This is a genomic window from Parageobacillus caldoxylosilyticus NBRC 107762 (assembly GCF_000632715.1).
In the GTDB taxonomy this organism is placed as follows: domain Bacteria; phylum Bacillota; class Bacilli; order Bacillales; family Anoxybacillaceae; genus Saccharococcus; species Saccharococcus caldoxylosilyticus.
The window spans coordinates 85,718-100,372 of record NZ_BAWO01000008.1 but is presented as its reverse complement, the minus strand read 5'-3'; the positions used below and the strand labels follow the sequence as shown (position 1 = coordinate 100,372).

General features: G+C 43.0%; 17 protein-coding genes and 1 riboswitch. Of the genes, 13 read left to right on the top strand and 4 right to left on the bottom strand.

Features of this window, described 5'->3' with window-relative positions; translation table 11 throughout:
* Positions 1 to 102: 102 nt before the first annotated feature.
* Entirely contained in the window at positions 103 to 1,773 is a 1,671-nt protein-coding gene (locus tag GCA01S_RS03980) for an IS200/IS605 family accessory protein TnpB-related protein (RefSeq protein ID WP_042407397.1), read from the bottom strand.
* 266 nt (positions 1,774 to 2,039) lie between these two features.
* Between GCA01S_RS03980 and GCA01S_RS03975 the strand changes: the two genes are divergently transcribed.
* From GCA01S_RS03975 to GCA01S_RS19170, 9 genes are all read left to right on the top strand, one after another.
* Positions 2,040 to 3,083, top strand: coding sequence for a YkvI family membrane protein (locus GCA01S_RS03975; protein ID WP_042407394.1), 1,044 nt, complete (start codon positions 2,040 to 2,042; stop codon positions 3,081 to 3,083).
* A 247-nt stretch (positions 3,084 to 3,330) separates the two neighbouring features.
* Positions 3,331 to 4,845 carry a spore germination protein gene (locus tag GCA01S_RS03970; RefSeq protein ID WP_042407391.1) on the top strand — a complete coding sequence of 505 codons (1,515 nt, stop codon included), beginning with the start codon at positions 3,331 to 3,333 and terminating at the stop codon, positions 4,843 to 4,845.
* 14 nt (positions 4,846 to 4,859) lie between these two features.
* Positions 4,860 to 5,945, top strand: a complete 1,086-nt coding sequence (locus GCA01S_RS03965) for a Ger(x)C family spore germination protein (RefSeq protein ID WP_042407389.1) — start codon at positions 4,860 to 4,862, stop codon at positions 5,943 to 5,945.
* Positions 5,946 to 5,970: 25 nt separating this feature from the next.
* The gene (locus tag GCA01S_RS03960; RefSeq protein WP_042407386.1) at positions 5,971 to 7,065 is read left to right on the top strand and encodes a GerAB/ArcD/ProY family transporter; all 1,095 of its coding nucleotides are present in this window, start codon (positions 5,971 to 5,973) and stop codon (positions 7,063 to 7,065) included.
* A gap of 66 nt (positions 7,066 to 7,131) precedes the next feature.
* Positions 7,132 to 7,177, top strand: a riboswitch (PreQ1 riboswitch).
* A gap of 78 nt (positions 7,178 to 7,255) precedes the next feature.
* Positions 7,256 to 7,921 (top strand): 7-cyano-7-deazaguanine synthase QueC, encoded by a 666-nt coding sequence (gene queC, locus GCA01S_RS03955; protein WP_042407383.1) that lies wholly within the window; start codon positions 7,256 to 7,258, stop codon positions 7,919 to 7,921.
* A complete protein-coding gene (gene queD / locus GCA01S_RS03950) occupies positions 7,918 to 8,355 on the top strand; it encodes a 6-carboxytetrahydropterin synthase QueD (protein ID WP_017434569.1) in 438 nt (145 codons plus the stop codon). The genes queC and queD overlap by 4 nt, the downstream gene beginning before the upstream one ends.
* Complete coding sequence (queE, locus tag GCA01S_RS03945) at positions 8,355 to 9,086, top strand: 7-carboxy-7-deazaguanine synthase QueE (RefSeq protein ID WP_042407380.1); 732 nt, start codon at positions 8,355 to 8,357, stop codon at positions 9,084 to 9,086. Before queD ends, queE begins: the two co-directional genes overlap by 1 nt.
* A gap of 32 nt (positions 9,087 to 9,118) precedes the next feature.
* Positions 9,119 to 9,616 (top strand): preQ(1) synthase, encoded by a 498-nt coding sequence (queF, locus tag GCA01S_RS03940; RefSeq protein WP_017434571.1) that lies wholly within the window; start codon positions 9,119 to 9,121, stop codon positions 9,614 to 9,616.
* Positions 9,617 to 9,731: 115 nt separating this feature from the next.
* Positions 9,732 to 9,896, top strand: coding sequence for a hypothetical protein (locus tag GCA01S_RS19170; RefSeq protein ID WP_223845317.1), 165 nt, complete (start codon positions 9,732 to 9,734; stop codon positions 9,894 to 9,896).
* Between the two features lie 22 nt (positions 9,897 to 9,918).
* Here GCA01S_RS19170 and GCA01S_RS03935 read toward each other — a convergent pair whose 3' ends face one another.
* From GCA01S_RS03935 to GCA01S_RS03925, 3 genes are all read right to left on the bottom strand, one after another.
* A complete protein-coding gene (locus GCA01S_RS03935) occupies positions 9,919 to 10,107 on the bottom strand; it encodes a YkvS family protein (protein WP_026078411.1) in 189 nt (62 codons plus the stop codon).
* Between the two features lie 110 nt (positions 10,108 to 10,217).
* Positions 10,218 to 10,808 carry a cell wall hydrolase gene (locus GCA01S_RS03930; RefSeq protein WP_017434574.1) on the bottom strand — a complete coding sequence of 197 codons (591 nt, stop codon included), beginning with the start codon at positions 10,806 to 10,808 and terminating at the stop codon, positions 10,218 to 10,220.
* 192 nt (positions 10,809 to 11,000) lie between these two features.
* Positions 11,001 to 11,195 carry a hypothetical protein gene (locus GCA01S_RS03925; protein WP_017434575.1) on the bottom strand — a complete coding sequence of 65 codons (195 nt, stop codon included), beginning with the start codon at positions 11,193 to 11,195 and terminating at the stop codon, positions 11,001 to 11,003.
* Positions 11,196 to 11,367: 172 nt separating this feature from the next.
* Here GCA01S_RS03925 and GCA01S_RS03920 point away from each other — a divergent pair, with 172 nt between their 5' ends.
* From GCA01S_RS03920 to GCA01S_RS03905, 4 genes are all read left to right on the top strand, one after another.
* Complete coding sequence (locus tag GCA01S_RS03920; protein WP_042407377.1) at positions 11,368 to 12,033, top strand: hypothetical protein; 666 nt, start codon at positions 11,368 to 11,370, stop codon at positions 12,031 to 12,033.
* A gap of 149 nt (positions 12,034 to 12,182) precedes the next feature.
* Positions 12,183 to 12,932 (top strand): SDR family NAD(P)-dependent oxidoreductase, encoded by a 750-nt coding sequence (locus tag GCA01S_RS03915; RefSeq protein ID WP_017434577.1) that lies wholly within the window; start codon positions 12,183 to 12,185, stop codon positions 12,930 to 12,932.
* Positions 12,933 to 12,992: 60 nt separating this feature from the next.
* Positions 12,993 to 13,238: a YueH family protein gene (locus tag GCA01S_RS03910; protein WP_042407376.1), complete on the top strand. Its 246-nt coding sequence runs from the start codon at positions 12,993 to 12,995 to the stop codon at positions 13,236 to 13,238.
* A gap of 113 nt (positions 13,239 to 13,351) precedes the next feature.
* Positions 13,352 to 14,614, top strand: coding sequence for an ATP-binding protein (locus tag GCA01S_RS03905; RefSeq protein WP_017434579.1), 1,263 nt, complete (start codon positions 13,352 to 13,354; stop codon positions 14,612 to 14,614).
* The last annotated feature ends 41 nt before the right edge of the window (positions 14,615 to 14,655 follow it).

Sequence of the window (14,655 nt, the reverse complement as noted above, 5' to 3'; positions counted from 1 at the left end):
AGCTCCTAGAATCGCCATCTGCTCCGGTGACGAGAGTAAGAGACTGGTACAATGCGTTCTTTTATTTTAAAGCGCTAAGCGATAATGAAATCTCATTGTTGATTACGCTAAAGCTTTTATTAGTTGATGTTTTTCCTCTTCTAACAACGATGGGTGAAATACATCTATTCCTTGGTGTGGTTGGTTCACATTAAAAAGATGGTACAGCATATGTGTACGAACAGAAAACTTTTTATTTAAAACAGACCAATGCTTCCAATGATGAGAAGCATCTTTCGGGATATACCTTTTAAGCACTTTTGGTGCTTTTTCTTTATATCCTAATCCTCGACGGCCAATTGTAAATGCGGCTGCTTGGTGGATAGAGATACCGAATTTACGCATATACTTCAGCTTCCCAGAGACAGAAGTAAAAGCCGGATTCACTTCTGTCACAGCAACTCCCATTTTGTTGGCACGGCTTTCGATTGCTTGTATCATTTTTCGATACGCGAACATACTCTTCATTCGATTTGCTTTTTTGTTGCCGTATCGATCCCCTGTTTTGGATAAGGTGGTATCTAACTTTTCCAAAACAATAGGTTTTTTCTTTCGAACCGCAATATCCACTAAAGCAATGGCTTCTGCTTCGATGATTTTTGTAATCTGACCAGAAGTTTTACCTTCTATCGAAAACGTTAATTTTCCACTTTCCAAAAAGTTACCATTTTTCGAAACATTTGTCCAAGCAATGTGATTATAGTTGCAATCTACTCCGATCACTCCGTCAGAGGTGGAGAAATGAATAGATGGATTCGACTCCACATCCACCAAACATTTGATGATATAGTATTCCCCGTGATCTTCCACGGACCAAGCGATTGGTTTTCCGTATTCTTTTTTGTTTTTACATTGGATTTGATCTGTCACAGCTTTATTTACGATTTCTTGGCCGTATGGAAACACCACTCCAGAAAAAGTGACTATCTTTCCTGTTACAGAGGTCATATGCAGTTCATTGGTTTCTGGATTGTAATGGAAGACAAAATTCCCAGAACCAGCATCTTTCCGCCCGGAGATGATCATTTCTTTATTTCGCGCAGCTAAAAAGCGCTTTCTCCAAGCTTCGTGATCCTTTATAAACTCTTCTTTCGTAAATTGTTGTTTAAACAACTTTTTGCCTCCGAACACGACACTTGGGATATGCTCTTTTAATTTCGTTTTCTTTTGTTCTAATCTATCTAAACGATGTTTTAAACAACCGACTTTTGCTTTAGTCCGTTTAATTTTCATATCTAAATAACGATGTTCAAACAAATAGGAATTCATCCAAATCAAAGATCTGTTTTTTAATTCAAGAGAAATGATTCCGCTCTTATGCAAAACAAAGTTTGTATTTTTTGGAAACCGTAAGTTTCCTTTGATACAACTCTCTTTCATTTTGAGTAATTTCGTCAGTTTGGTTCGTTCTGTTTTCCGTTTTTTCTTCACATCTTTTATTTTTTCTTCTGTCTGTTGAACGTGTATTTTATTTAATTCCATTAGAGAGGAGAAAAGAGCATTTGCTTCCCGGACTGCGCTGTTGGCGAAATAATCGTTCAGTCCGTATTTTTCCTTCACAGCGATATGCAGACTTGGATACCATTTTCGTCCCCATCGTTTTTCCCGGACCAGCGTTTGAAAAGCGAAACGTTTCGCTTGATTGAATAACTCTAATGCATAAGATGTTTCTGTCACATGAAGAATATCCATTTCTGATTTATACAATCTTCTCGAAAAATAAGCCTTTTTCATCTTTTCTTCACCTTTAACAGAACATAAGTTCGGTATATTTATTTATATTTTATGACAGAAGAAGAAAGTTTTTCAACTATTACGATTACAAAAAAACAAAAAATGCCGATTCATCCCCCACCTATGCTTCGCTTAGAGGTGGGAGTCTTCTCGGCAAAAAAGATAAAAGGATGTCCATATAGCGGCATCCTTTTTTACTGTCATCCCGTCTTTATTGGATCATGCCGACATATATATGGGAGTAAATAGTGGACAAGGAGAGGGGAATGGCAGAAGTGGCTGGAAAATGGTCGGATGCTTGGCAAATCGCCGCTGTTTACGTCGGCACCGTCGTTGGCGCGGGATTTGCCACGGGAAAAGAGATTATTGAATTTTTTACGCAATACGGAACGTCCGGAACGATCGGCATTATCATTAGCGGCAGCTTGTTTACGTGGGGCGGCGCGCGCATGATGGTAATGGCGCGGAAAGTGAAGGCCGCTTCTTATCAACAGTTTAACCGCTATTTATTTGGCAAGGCAATGAGCCCAGTTATTTCTATCATGATGACGTTGATGATTATCGGAGTCACCGCCGTGATGATGGCCGGAGCAGGGGCGGTGTTTGAGGAGCAGCTTGGGCTGCCGCGGCAAATCGGAATTGTAGCGACGTTATGTTTATCGCTGCTGGTCATGATGTACGATATAAAAGGGCTATTTGGCGTAAACGCCTTGATTGTTCCGATGATGGTGCTATTTAGCGCCATTGCGCTTGGAAAGCTGATCACCATGGGCGAATGGTGCGGAACGGGGCTTGAAGCGACAGATTATTCATTAAAAGCATTTCTTTCCCCATTTTCGTATGCGGCGTTTAACTTGGCGATGGCGCAGCCTGTGCTCGTGCCGCTGGCTTGCGAGGCGGAAGACGAACGCACAGTGCGGCGCGGCGCGGTGCTTGGAGGGCTGCTGCTTACCGGCATTTTATTAAGCAGCCATTTTGTTCTCTTATCGTTTCCGTATGCAATGAATTACGATATTCCGATGGCGGAAGTGATCCGTTCGTTTTTTGCCGTTTTTTACTGGGTGTATATTATTGTGATTTACGGGGAAATTTTTACGTCCATTATCGGCGGCATTTTTGGCCTGCAGCGGCAGGCGCGCACGCTCGTTTCTATTCCTAACACCTTGTTTCTTGCCGTGCTGTTTATCGTCCTATATATTGTCAGTTTGTTCCGCTACAGTGAGCTCTTATCGTTTTTGTATCCGCTATTTGGCTACATTAGTTTTGCGTTTCTTTTTCTATTATGGGCGCGCAAAGTGCCGCGTCCGTAACAGCAGGCGTTTTTCCGCACCAATCATGCGGGAAAACGGCTGTTTTGCCAAGGATTCATGAAAGCGATGTACGATTTTTTCTAGCCTTGTTTCGCCCGTCGTCGTTTTGTCAGCTGGCTCACCATTGCTCTCCTCCTAGTATCTGTTTCTTTCAATACATTCAGAATATTTAGGTATATATGAAGCGAATAAAACAAAAGTCCGATTGGAAGACTATCTCTTAAACGGCAAGTACGAGGGGATCGTTATGTCCATTTTTTCCTTTTTTAAAGAAACGAAGACAAACGGTGAGGAAAAAACGCTGCAGCAATTATTGAATAAGCTGCGGCAATCTAGTGATTTCATAACAGTCGAGTTTGCCGTAAACGGTCATTTGCTTGCCATTTACTATTTTGATTCGCTAGTGGATCCGAAGGTGCTGCAGCAACACATTCTCTGCCATCTGCAAAATGACGTGCCGAAGCATCCAACTATTACGCTCGAGGATTTGCAAAAAATCATTCCGATTCAGCGAATTGAAGTAACGAACGATGTGCAGATGATCGAAGAAAAAATATTAAAAGGGTTTGTGGCTGTTCAGTTTCAAAAGACAGATAACCGTGTCGCACTCATTAATGTAGCGAATGAAAGTTTAGGGTTGCGGCCGAACAATGATTCAGAAAATGAATTTAGTGTCGTCGGCCCGAAAGTTGGATTTGTCGAAAACGTTGGGACTAACTTGCATTTAATCAGAAGGCAAATTGCAACCCCAAATTTAGTGTTTCGGGAAATGCCGCTTGGTACGATGTCAAAAACGAAAGTTGTCGTCGCGTATATCGATGGCATTACGAATAAGCAGACGATTGAAACCGTGATCCAGCGGCTCGAAAATATCAATTTTGACATTATTTTTGACAATTCCCTTATTGATCAAATACTTTCCGATAACTCGAATTCTCCGTTTCCGCTTTTTATCTCAACGGAACGGGTTGACCGTGCCATTTATGCGCTCGCATCTGGTCAAGTTGTTATTCTTTGCGACGGCTCGCCGTATGTTGTCATCGGCCCGTCGACTTTTTTCGATTTTTTTACCTCGCCGGAAGATTATTATTTGCCGTGGGTGCTTGGCTCCTTTTTCCGGCTGATCCGTTTTTTTGGCGTTATGTTTTCCGTGCTGGCCTCGCCGGTTTATATTGCGGTATTAACGTATCACTATGAAATGATTCCGAAAGATTTGCTTGGGCCGATTATCTTTTCCCGTTCTAACGTGCCGTTTCCGCCGATATTGGAAGTATTATTTTTAGAAATCACCATCGAGCTGCTTCGTGAAGCAGGGGCGCGTCTGCCGACAAAAGTAGCGCAAACGCTCGGGATTGTCGGCGGTATTGTTATCGGACAAGCTTCAGTGGAAGCGGGGTTGACAAGCACCATCATGCTTATTATCGTTTCACTCGCCGCTTTAGCTTCCTTTACGACACCGATTTTTAAAATGTCTAATACAATCCGCTTCATCCGCTTTCCAATTATTTTATTTTCGGCGCTTTGGGGCGGAGTCGGGATTATTTTCGCCGTTTGTTTCTTATTAATTCATTTAGGAAGGCTTCAATCATTTGGCAATCCATATTTAGTTCCGTTTTATCCGCTGCGCGTTCGCAATTTCAAAGATAGTATTATTCGTTCCTCATACAGCCAAACAGCAGAGCGACCGACGTTTCTTCGCCCGCTTGCTTTGTTCCGTTATAATCCGCTGAAAGCGAAACAAAAAGACGATATCGATGAGTAAGAAAGGGGTCAAATATGAGGCTGCCTTTGGTCATTGCCGCATCGCTGCTCTTGCTTGCCGGCTGCAAAAGCTCGCGCGTTATTGATGAAGTTCAAATTATTCAAGAAATGGGCTATGACTTTCATGACGGAAAATATGTGGGAACGGCGGTATACCCGACGTTTAAACAAGGACCGATGACGAAGCCAAACTTATTAACGACGTCTTCGCCAACCGTTTATGATTTAATCCCCCGCCTTTCTTCCAAGTCGGCATTGCCGATTGAGGAAGGGCAGCTTCGCCTAATTTTGTTTGGCAAAGAATTTGCGAAACGGGGAATTACGCAAATCGTCCATAGTTTGGCCCGCAACAATAAGGTAGGAAGCCATTTGCTGTTAGGCGTATCAGCAGGAAGCGCACGTGAGCTATTGGATATTACGACGAACACTACTTTAAGCGATACTCTCTACTTGCCTAATCTAGTCGAACAAAATGCCAGTTCGATGAATTTGCCAAAAACGAATTTACATTTGTTTTTATACAACTATTTTTCAAAAGGAAGCGATCCGTTTTTGCCTTATTTTGAGAAAAAGGGGAATTTTGTAAAATTAGAAGGGCTTGCGTTATTTAAAGATGGGAAATATGTGGGAAAAGTGAGTTTGCGTGATTCTTTTTTGGTAAAAATTTTATTAAATGAAACAAAAAATGGAGTATATCAGTTAAAAGTAGGGAATCGGGGAAAACAAGGCGAAGACCGGGTGATGCTACAAAATTTATTTGCGACATCCAAATATGAGTGGAAAAAGAAAGGCCACCGCCATGTTCTGCATATTTTTGTCCATATTCACGCTTCTGTCAGAGATTATCCATCTTGGCTAGATGTACCGCATAAAAAGATTTTTTCTATGGTGAAAAAGAAGATGGAAGACGAAATGGAGAACGATATTCGCCGCCTGCTCCGTTATTTTCAAGAAAAAGAGATTGATCCGCTTGGCATTGGCGAATTTGTTCGCAGCGAAACAAGAAATTGGAATGCAGTCGAGTTTTATCGTGAATATAAAGATTTAGAAATCAAACCGCATGTAACTGTCGACATTATACAAACAGGGATCGGTGAGTGACACGAGCGGATAGGGAGGTATTTATATGAGTCAGGCGACGAAAGAACGATTTCTTGTCTCGCCCTTTTTGGTGTTTTTTCTCATCACTGGCACTCAAGTAGGAATTGGAATGCTCAGTTTTCAACGCTTGGTGATGAAAGAGGCGGGGCACGATGCATGGATAGCTGTTATCCTAACAGGAATCATTGCCCATTTATTAATTTGGGTCATGTATAAACTTTTCGCTCATTCCCCTAACGCTGAAGATATCGTTTCTATACACCAACGCTATTTCGGCAAATGGGCCGGCTTTGTCTTTAGTTTCGCTTTGCTTGTTTATTTTTCTTTATTGGCGTTTACGGTATTGCAAACCTATATTGAGATTATCAAAATTTGGATGTTTCCCCTGATGGGGGCATGGCAGTTCAGCCTTATTTTTTTAGTGCTGACTTATTACGCCGTATTAGGAGGATTTCGCGTTGTCACGGGGTTATGTTTTTGGAGCGTTGTGATTCCGTTGCTCACCATTTTCCCAATGTTGTTTTTCCCGCTTGAATACGCCCATTATCGCAATTTGCTGCCGATATTTGATCATTCTATCGGTGAAATTTTTTCGGGCGCGAAAGCAATGTCACTGCAATATTTGGGAATGGAAATGCTGCTTGTATATTACCCGTTTATCAAACAGCCGGAAAAGTCGCTTAAATGGGCGCAATGGGGCAATGCGTTTACGACTCTTCTCTATTTAAGTGTGATGCTGATCGCGATTACTTTTTATAATGAGGAACAAATCCAGCATATCACTTGGCCTACATTAACACTGGCGAAAATTCCGGAAGTACCGTTTATTGAAAGGATGGAATACATTATCATTTCCGTTTATGTGTTGGTGGTATTTCCGATTATTTGCATCGCGGTATGGTCGGCTTCGCGCATTGCGAAAAAATTGTTTTCCATCAAGCAGCGCCGTTTTGTTCCCATGGTTTTGTTATTATTATTTATCGGGACGCTGTGGTTCGAAGAAAAAGAACAAATCGAACGGTTAAACAAATGGATCTCTACGATCGGCCTGTATATCGTCGTTTTCTATATTCCAGCTTTATACATATATGTGACGGCAGCCAATAAAATAAAAAAATAATGCAACCAAAAAGCTAAATGTGGTATAGTTAAGAGGGAAAACAGAAGAAAAAATCCGTACGAACGTACGGGAGAGGTTTCTAGAACAACCCTCTATAAAAAACTAGGGATGGCTATATCCTTGGGGGTATAGTCTTTTTGTTTTAGAATGCCTCTTCTTCTGGAAAAAGCGGAAGGGAGTGCAAAGAGAAATGAAAATGGAAAAAGCGGTAGTCGTCTTTAGCGGCGGCCAGGATAGCACGACATGTTTATTTTGGGCGCTAAAGCAATTTGCGGAAGTAGAAGCGGTGACGTTTGATTACGGACAGCGCCATCGCTTGGAGATTGAAGTGGCGTCTGCGATTGCCAAGGAGCTTCATGTTCCTCACACGGTGCTCGATATGTCGCTATTGAATCAATTAGCACCAAACGCCTTGACAAGAAGCGAGATCGCCATCGAACAAAAGGAGGGGCAATTGCCGTCGACGTTCGTCGATGGGCGAAATTTATTGTTTTTGTCGTTTGCCGCGGTGCTCGCAAAGCAAAAAGGTGCGCGCCATCTTGTCACAGGCGTATGTGAAACGGATTTCAGCGGCTATCCAGATTGCCGCGATATATTTATTAAATCATTAAACGTAACATTGAATTTAGCGATGGATTACCAATTTGTCATCCATACGCCATTAATGTGGCTGACGAAAGCGCAGACGTGGAAGCTCGCCGATGAGCTTGGCGCGTTTGAATTTGTGCGAACAAAAACGTTAACTTGTTATAACGGGATCATCGCTGACGGCTGCGGGGAATGTCCAGCTTGCGTGTTGCGAAGACGAGGGCTTGAAGAGTATATGAAAGAAAAGGAAGGGATAACTCAATTATGATACATCAACTTTATCCGCAAGTATTTCACAATTACCGATACGAATTGAATAAAGATATGCATATTGCTGCCGCTCATTTTATTCCTCATGAGAAAGCGGGAAAATGCGCAAACATGCATGGCCATATATACACCGTAAACATTACGGTGGCAGGCGACGAACTCGATGATGCGGGGTTTTTAGTAAATTTTCAAGAGTTGAAAAAGCTTATTCATGGGAAACTGGATCATTCGCTAATGAATGAACACCAAGATTGGTTCAATGATAAAAACAGCAACGATTTTCCGACAAGCGAGGTCATCGCCCGCAAAATATATGAAACGGTGCAAGCGTATCTTGATACACTGCCGAATAAACCAACGTGTTTGCAAGTGTTCGTGAGGGAAACGCCGACAAGCTATGTTGTGTATCGGCCAAAAGCGGGGGAACGATAATGGAGAAAACGATTCCCGTGCTTGAAATTTTTGGACCGACGATCCAAGGCGAAGGGATGGTGATCGGGCAAAAAACGATGTTCGTCCGCACCGCCGGCTGCGATTACCGCTGCCGCTGGTGCGATTCCGCTTTTACATGGGACGGGTCGGCAAAAGAGGAAATTCGGCCAATGACGGCGGAGCAAATTTGGGAACGGCTGTATGAACTTGGCGGTGACCGCTTCAGCCATGTGACCATCTCGGGAGGAAATCCTGTTCTTATTTCAGCGCTAGAAGAACTCGTTTTGCTCTTAAAAAAGAAAGGGATTCGTCTTGCCGTCGAAACGCAAGGAAGCCGTTGGCAGGACTGGCTGTACCATATCGATGAGGTAACTATTTCGCCAAAACCGCCAAGTTCAGGCATGGATACTGATTTTGCCATGCTCGATCACATCGTGAAAAAGTTGGCGGACGCGGGACGGGCGTCTCATATGAGCTTAAAGGTCGTCGTGTTCGATGACATCGATTTCGACTATGCGAAAAGGGTGCACCGGCGCTATCCGGGCATCCCGTTTTATTTGCAAGTCGGCAATGCCGATACAGCAGAAGCGGACGATGCCGCGCTGCGCACACAGCTTTTGGCAAGGCTGGAGTGGCTCGTGGAAAAAGTGGCGCAGTCGAACGAACTAAATGACGTGCGCGTCTTGCCGCAGTTGCACACCCTCCTGTGGGGAAACAAACGTGGCGTGTAAATTCAAAGAACGATGAGGAAAGGGGAAAAACGATGGCAGGCAGAAAAGAGGAAGAATTAAAAGATCTTACGCTATTAGGCAACCAAGGCACGAAATATTTATTCGAATACAGTCCAGAGGTGTTGGAAGTATTCGAAAATAAACACCCTGACCGTGATTATTTCGTGAAGTTCAATTGTCCGGAGTTCACATCTCTATGTCCAAAAACCGGACAACCGGACTTCGCGACGATTTACATTAGCTATATTCCCGATAAAAAATGCGTCGAAAGCAAATCTTTGAAACTGTATTTATTCAGCTTCCGCAATCATGGCGATTTCCATGAAGACTGCGTCAATATTATTATGAACGATTTAATTAAAGTGATGGAGCCGCGCTATATTGAAGTATGGGGGAAATTCACGCCGCGCGGCGGCATTTCGATCGATCCGTATTGCAACTGGGGCCGTCCTGGAACAAAGTATGAGAAAATGGCGGAATATCGCTTAATGAACCACGATTTGTATCCGGAAAAAGTCGATAACCGTTGATCGGCATTTTCCATTCATAAAGCGTTATGCCAATTTGTGCAAGAAAAAAATAGTAGTCTTTTTGGCCAAAGTTATATATAATGAACATTGAAGTTTTTGGTTAGAGGTATTGGCTTTGGAGCGCAGGACGGCTTTAATTGCTTGGGGCAAGCCCGGAAAATGGAAAAAATATAAGCAGGTCAATGTCAAACGGCTTGCTCTCGCGATGTTTTACAGCGCGATTTCTTGCCAAGCCGGTACGCATATATATGAATCAGATCAGTTAGCTTGTATTTTTTAACTAAAAGCGAAAAGAGGCTGTTTTAGAAAGCAGCCTCTTCAACAATTTTGTAATTCTTATGATTGACGACAGTTCGTTCTTGTAAATCTAATTCCCGATAATTTTTCATGTACGTTAGATCCACGATGACAGAGTTTTCATTTACCTTTTCCACAATCCCGCGCAATCCGTTCTTAAACTCGATAATATCGCCAATTTTCGCTTTTTTCATCATCCATATTCTCCTTTTCATATTTTTTCTTTTGTTATAGTTTGCCTTATTTTCTTGTTTAAGTAAAGTTTTTTATGAAAAAAGAAAGGAGCTCGCAAAAAGCTCCTTTCTTATTTGGCAAATACGTGGTTTCCAATTACAACAGTGACTTGTCTTGAGCTTACCCATTTGCTTTTCGCCGTTTTTGGATTATAAAAGTACAAGGAACCATTTCCTAAACCGCGAAAAGCAAGGGCTTCTTCAACGGCGCGATACGATTCACGGTCGGCTGGTTCATTAATCGTTCCATTTTGGACCGGCGTGAATGCATAATGGCCGCCAGAGCGCTCATAAATGACAGCACGAATCGTATCCGGAAAATCCGGATGGTCGACACGGTTTAACACAACGGTTGCTACGGCAACCTTTCCTGCATACGGCTCTCCTTTCGCCTCAGCGTGAACAAGGCGGGCCAATAAATCTTTCTCACTCGCAGAAATGGTGGAATTCGGAATAACTAGCTTTTCGCCAGGGAATAGCAAATCGGTATACTTATTATTCTGCTTTTGCAACTGTTTTAGTGGAACCCCATGTTGTTTGGCAATCTTCCAGAGCGTTTCCCCTGGTTTTACTGTATGTGTAGTCGCTGCATCCGCATGGCCTCCAAATAGAAAGGCGCCGCAGAGAACAGGAGCTAATATCCATTTCCTTATCTTTTTCATAAAATTCCCTCCTTCTTGTGAGTTCGTTACTAGAGTAACAAGGATTTTTGATTCTATCATTATCTAAATGTTGGAAAATCGCGTCATCCATTGATATTACTAGTTTGATAGACATGCTGGAAATTTCTCCGTCACGAAAAAATGCCGATTTCCACATAAGGAAATCGGCATTCATTGGAAATGGATGAACAGTTAGCTTCGTGGGGTTTGAAGATAGTGATAAATAACGTCTCCCCCCCGCTGGGCAATGCCGCGGAAATGTTTAAAGTCGCTTTGCCTTACAAGAACGTTGCGAAAGGTAAGAAAATCTTCTTTTTTTACTAGCAGCTCCGAAATCTTCCCGTGACGCAATTCATCAAGAAGCTTAGCTGCTAATGCTTCATCCATCGTTTGCCCACCTCAATCGATGAATGTGATGACAGACATTATCATAGCGCAATAACGATTTAGGATAAATACCCATTTTTGTTTAGGTAAACACCCTTTGTTTGTTCTCACATACAATATGGATGGGTATGTATCATAGGCATACCTGAAGAAAAATGAAGGGGAGAGGAATATGAATAACTGGGATTCGTATATGAATGATCCATTTTTTTCTGAACAAGGCTATGATGGAGAACAAAGAATAGATGATGAAATGGAGAGAGTAGACAACAATTTCCCACCGCCGGAACAAATGCCGATTGCTTCCAACAATATCCCGCCGATGGCACCGATGCCGGTTGCTTCCAACATTGCCCCACCGCCGACACCGATGCCAACCGCCTTTTATCCAGTGATGCCGATGTATTGCTGTCCGCCGATCCATTGGTGCCATCCAGTCGCAGGAGGCATTCCGCACGTTATGCATGGCGATATCGATAGTTCTGACATGAGTTCTGACATGGCTCCTCACGCGATGCCGATTGGCACGGAAGCGATGCCAAATATGGCTGCTGCACCGATCAGCGATGACCATATTTCCGCACCGATGCAGGATGGAGAAATGGCTGTCCCGTATACAGGACAAATGCCGGGAACAGTTAGTGGGATGGCAAGCCCTGCTGCTCCGGCGCCGGCACCAATGTTTCCGACAACAGGAATGGCTCCGGCTGTTTCGTTTCCTATGTACGGTTCAATGATGCCGTATGGGGCAATGCCGTATTATGGCCCGACTTCCTACTATGGAGGGATGGCGCCGTACAGTCCGTTTTTCTCAGTTCCATATATGCCGTACCGCTAACCTTTATAAAAAGACCGCACTGCTGCGGTCTTTTTTGTGAAATGAATTTTTACCGTACAGATGATATACTAATTGTTTGAGGATGGAATAGCGCATTCATGCAGCAGTCCTTGACTAGTTAAAATAAAGAAAGAAGAGGTTGAGGAGCAGTGAATTTTTCCGGAAAAGTTGCCATCGTAACTGGTGGGGCGAATGGAATTGGAAAAGCGATCGCCACTATGTTTGCCGAAAAAGGAGCGAAGGTTGTCATCGCTGATATTGCGGAAGAAAAAGGAGAACAGCTTGCGTTAGCGCTGCGGGAAAAAGGAAGGGAAGCCCGTTTTGTTCCAACAGATGTTCGAAAAGTGGACGAAATTGAACGCCTTATGAAAGTAGCGTTTGAAACGTATGGATGCTTGCATTATTTAATTAATAATGCCGGTGTATCAAGATGGAAATCTCCATATGAGCTGACGGTGGAAGAATGGGAGGATGTGCTTCACACTAATTTGCGCAGCGTCTTTTTTGCCTCGCGTGAGGCGGCAAAATATATGCGAAAAAACGCAAACGGCGGAGCGATTGTCAACATTGCGTCTACAAGGGCGCTCATGTCTGAACCGAATTCAGAAGCATATGCTGCTTCGAAAGGCGGAATTTTATCGCTAACCCATGCTTTAGCCGTTTCGTTTGCCGGCGATTATATCCGCGTAAATGCGATCAGTCCAGGATGGATTGAAACAGGGGATTATGGGAAGTTGCGAGAAATAGATCATGCGCAGCATCCGGCCGGGCGTGTCGGCAAGCCGGAAGATATTGCACGCGCTTGTCTTTATTTATGCCATGATGAAAACGATTTTATTACTGGGACAAATATCGTCATTGACGGCGGGATGACGCGGAAAATGATTTATGTTGAGTAGACGGCATCCATTTGTTAAAATATAGAAAATATAAGATGCTGCAAAGGATGGGGGATCACAATGAAAATTCGAAAAGCAATCATATCGGACGAGCAAACACCGGCCAAAGTTTACATTTATGAAAATAAAAAAGAAGAATACATGGTGGTGGCGATCCCTGATCTGGAATGGTCCTTTTTCCTTCGTTACGAAGAAGAACCGGAAACATTAAGAGAGCGTTTAGCTTCTTCATTAAAAAGGGTAGTTGCACAAGAACAGCTCGAGATGCTTGTCAATAAATTGCTATATTGGGTGCATGAAATGTAAACACAGCAAAAGACGCGAGAGATGGACAAGCGGTGGGGCGCTTTTTAGCTTCGCCGCTTTTTCCCTATTCCAACATTGATTACCATTTTGCAAGTTAGGAGTTCGATGATACGGTGTCCGCAAAATCAAAAGTTATTGCAGGTTATTCACTATTTAGCATTTGCTGGTTGATTGTAACGGATGGAATTCTTCATTTCTCCCATATTAGTCATGATTTGTATGTCATCATTGGCACGGCTAAAGGAGCTGTTTTTGTTCTCCTTTCTATTATTTTTCTTTATCATATGCTAAAAAAGAGTGAACAGCTAGAAAAAGTGGTGGAAAATGAACAGCAGCTTTCCACGTTGATTAACTCGATGCCTGACTTTGTTTGTTTTAAAGATAGCCAAGGGCGCTGGCTGCGCGTCAACGATTTTGGGCGGCGGCTTTACTGCTTAGAAAACGTGGAGTATGAAGGAAAAACGGACCGGGAACTTGGCGAGATGGTGCCGTTCTTTAAAGAGGCGTTTGAACAATGCATCGAATCAGATCAAGAAGCGTGGGAAAAAGGAAAGCTGACCCGCTGTGAGGAGTCGTTCCAAACCGTTGACTGTGAGATCAAAACATTCGATGTCATCAAAGTGCCGCTTTTTGAAGAAAACGGAGCCAGAAAAGGGCTGTTGACGATCGGCCGTGATATTACGCAGCAAAAGTTAGCAGAATCGCTGTTATTAAAAAAAGAAAAGCTGTCTGTATTAGGAGAACTTGCCGCGGGAATCGCCCATGAAATCCGCAACCCGTTGACCTCGATGAAAGGATTCATTCAAGTGATGCGAGAAACTCGGGAAGTAAACGACGTCTACATGGATATTATATCGAGCGAGCTGGAACGGATTAATCAAATTGTCAGCGAGCTGCTAGTGTTAGCCAAGCCGCAAAGCCATGACTATAAGCCGTTTTTTCTTAGCGACGTGATCGGATATGTCATTAATTTAATCGGGCACGAGGCTACATTGAACAACGTTTCTATTTCCGTGCATAACAATGTGCCAAAAGCGTGCATGTATGGTGATCAGAATCAAATTATCCAAGTGTTTATCAATATCATAAAAAATGCGATTGAAGCGATGCCAAATGGAGGAGATATTCGTTTACGCGTATGGGAGGAAGAGGAAGTCATTCATATCACCGTTTCTGATACTGGTGTCGGCATTTCGAAAGAGCGGCTGAAAAAAATTGGCGAACCGTTTTTTACGCTAAAAGAAAAAGGGGTGGGGCTTGGACTCACCACCAGCATGAAAATTGCCCAGGAACATAAAGGGAAATTGGAAATCAAAAGTGAAATCGGCAAAGGCACAACGGTTCATTTAGCTTTTCCAGCTTATCAAAAAAGATGACCTGCAAAGCGGGCCATCTTTTTTGATAGATGATCCGGTTA

Coding starts and splice junctions, on each gene's coding strand:
- GCA01S_RS03910 (WP_042407376.1), top strand. CDS start 12,993: ATGAAAATTCGAAAAGCAATCATATCGGACGAGCAAACACCGGCCAAA.
- GCA01S_RS03960 (WP_042407386.1), top strand. CDS start 5,971: ATGAGTCAGGCGACGAAAGAACGATTTCTTGTCTCGCCCTTTTTGGTG.
- GCA01S_RS03930 (WP_017434574.1), bottom strand. CDS start 10,808: ATGAAAAAGATAAGGAAATGGATATTAGCTCCTGTTCTCTGCGGCGCC.
- queE (WP_042407380.1), top strand. CDS start 8,355: ATGGAGAAAACGATTCCCGTGCTTGAAATTTTTGGACCGACGATCCAA.
- queF (WP_017434571.1), top strand. CDS start 9,119: ATGGCAGGCAGAAAAGAGGAAGAATTAAAAGATCTTACGCTATTAGGC.
- GCA01S_RS03920 (WP_042407377.1), top strand. CDS start 11,368: ATGAATAACTGGGATTCGTATATGAATGATCCATTTTTTTCTGAACAA.
- GCA01S_RS03965 (WP_042407389.1), top strand. CDS start 4,860: ATGAGGCTGCCTTTGGTCATTGCCGCATCGCTGCTCTTGCTTGCCGGC.
- GCA01S_RS03925 (WP_017434575.1), bottom strand. CDS start 11,195: ATGGATGAAGCATTAGCAGCTAAGCTTCTTGATGAATTGCGTCACGGG.
- GCA01S_RS03935 (WP_026078411.1), bottom strand. CDS start 10,107: ATGAAAAAAGCGAAAATTGGCGATATTATCGAGTTTAAGAACGGATTG.
- GCA01S_RS03980 (WP_042407397.1), bottom strand. CDS start 1,773: ATGAAAAAGGCTTATTTTTCGAGAAGATTGTATAAATCAGAAATGGAT.
- queC (WP_042407383.1), top strand. CDS start 7,256: ATGAAAATGGAAAAAGCGGTAGTCGTCTTTAGCGGCGGCCAGGATAGC.
- GCA01S_RS03975 (WP_042407394.1), top strand. CDS start 2,040: ATGGCAGAAGTGGCTGGAAAATGGTCGGATGCTTGGCAAATCGCCGCT.
- queD (WP_017434569.1), top strand. CDS start 7,918: ATGATACATCAACTTTATCCGCAAGTATTTCACAATTACCGATACGAA.
- GCA01S_RS03970 (WP_042407391.1), top strand. CDS start 3,331: ATGTCCATTTTTTCCTTTTTTAAAGAAACGAAGACAAACGGTGAGGAA.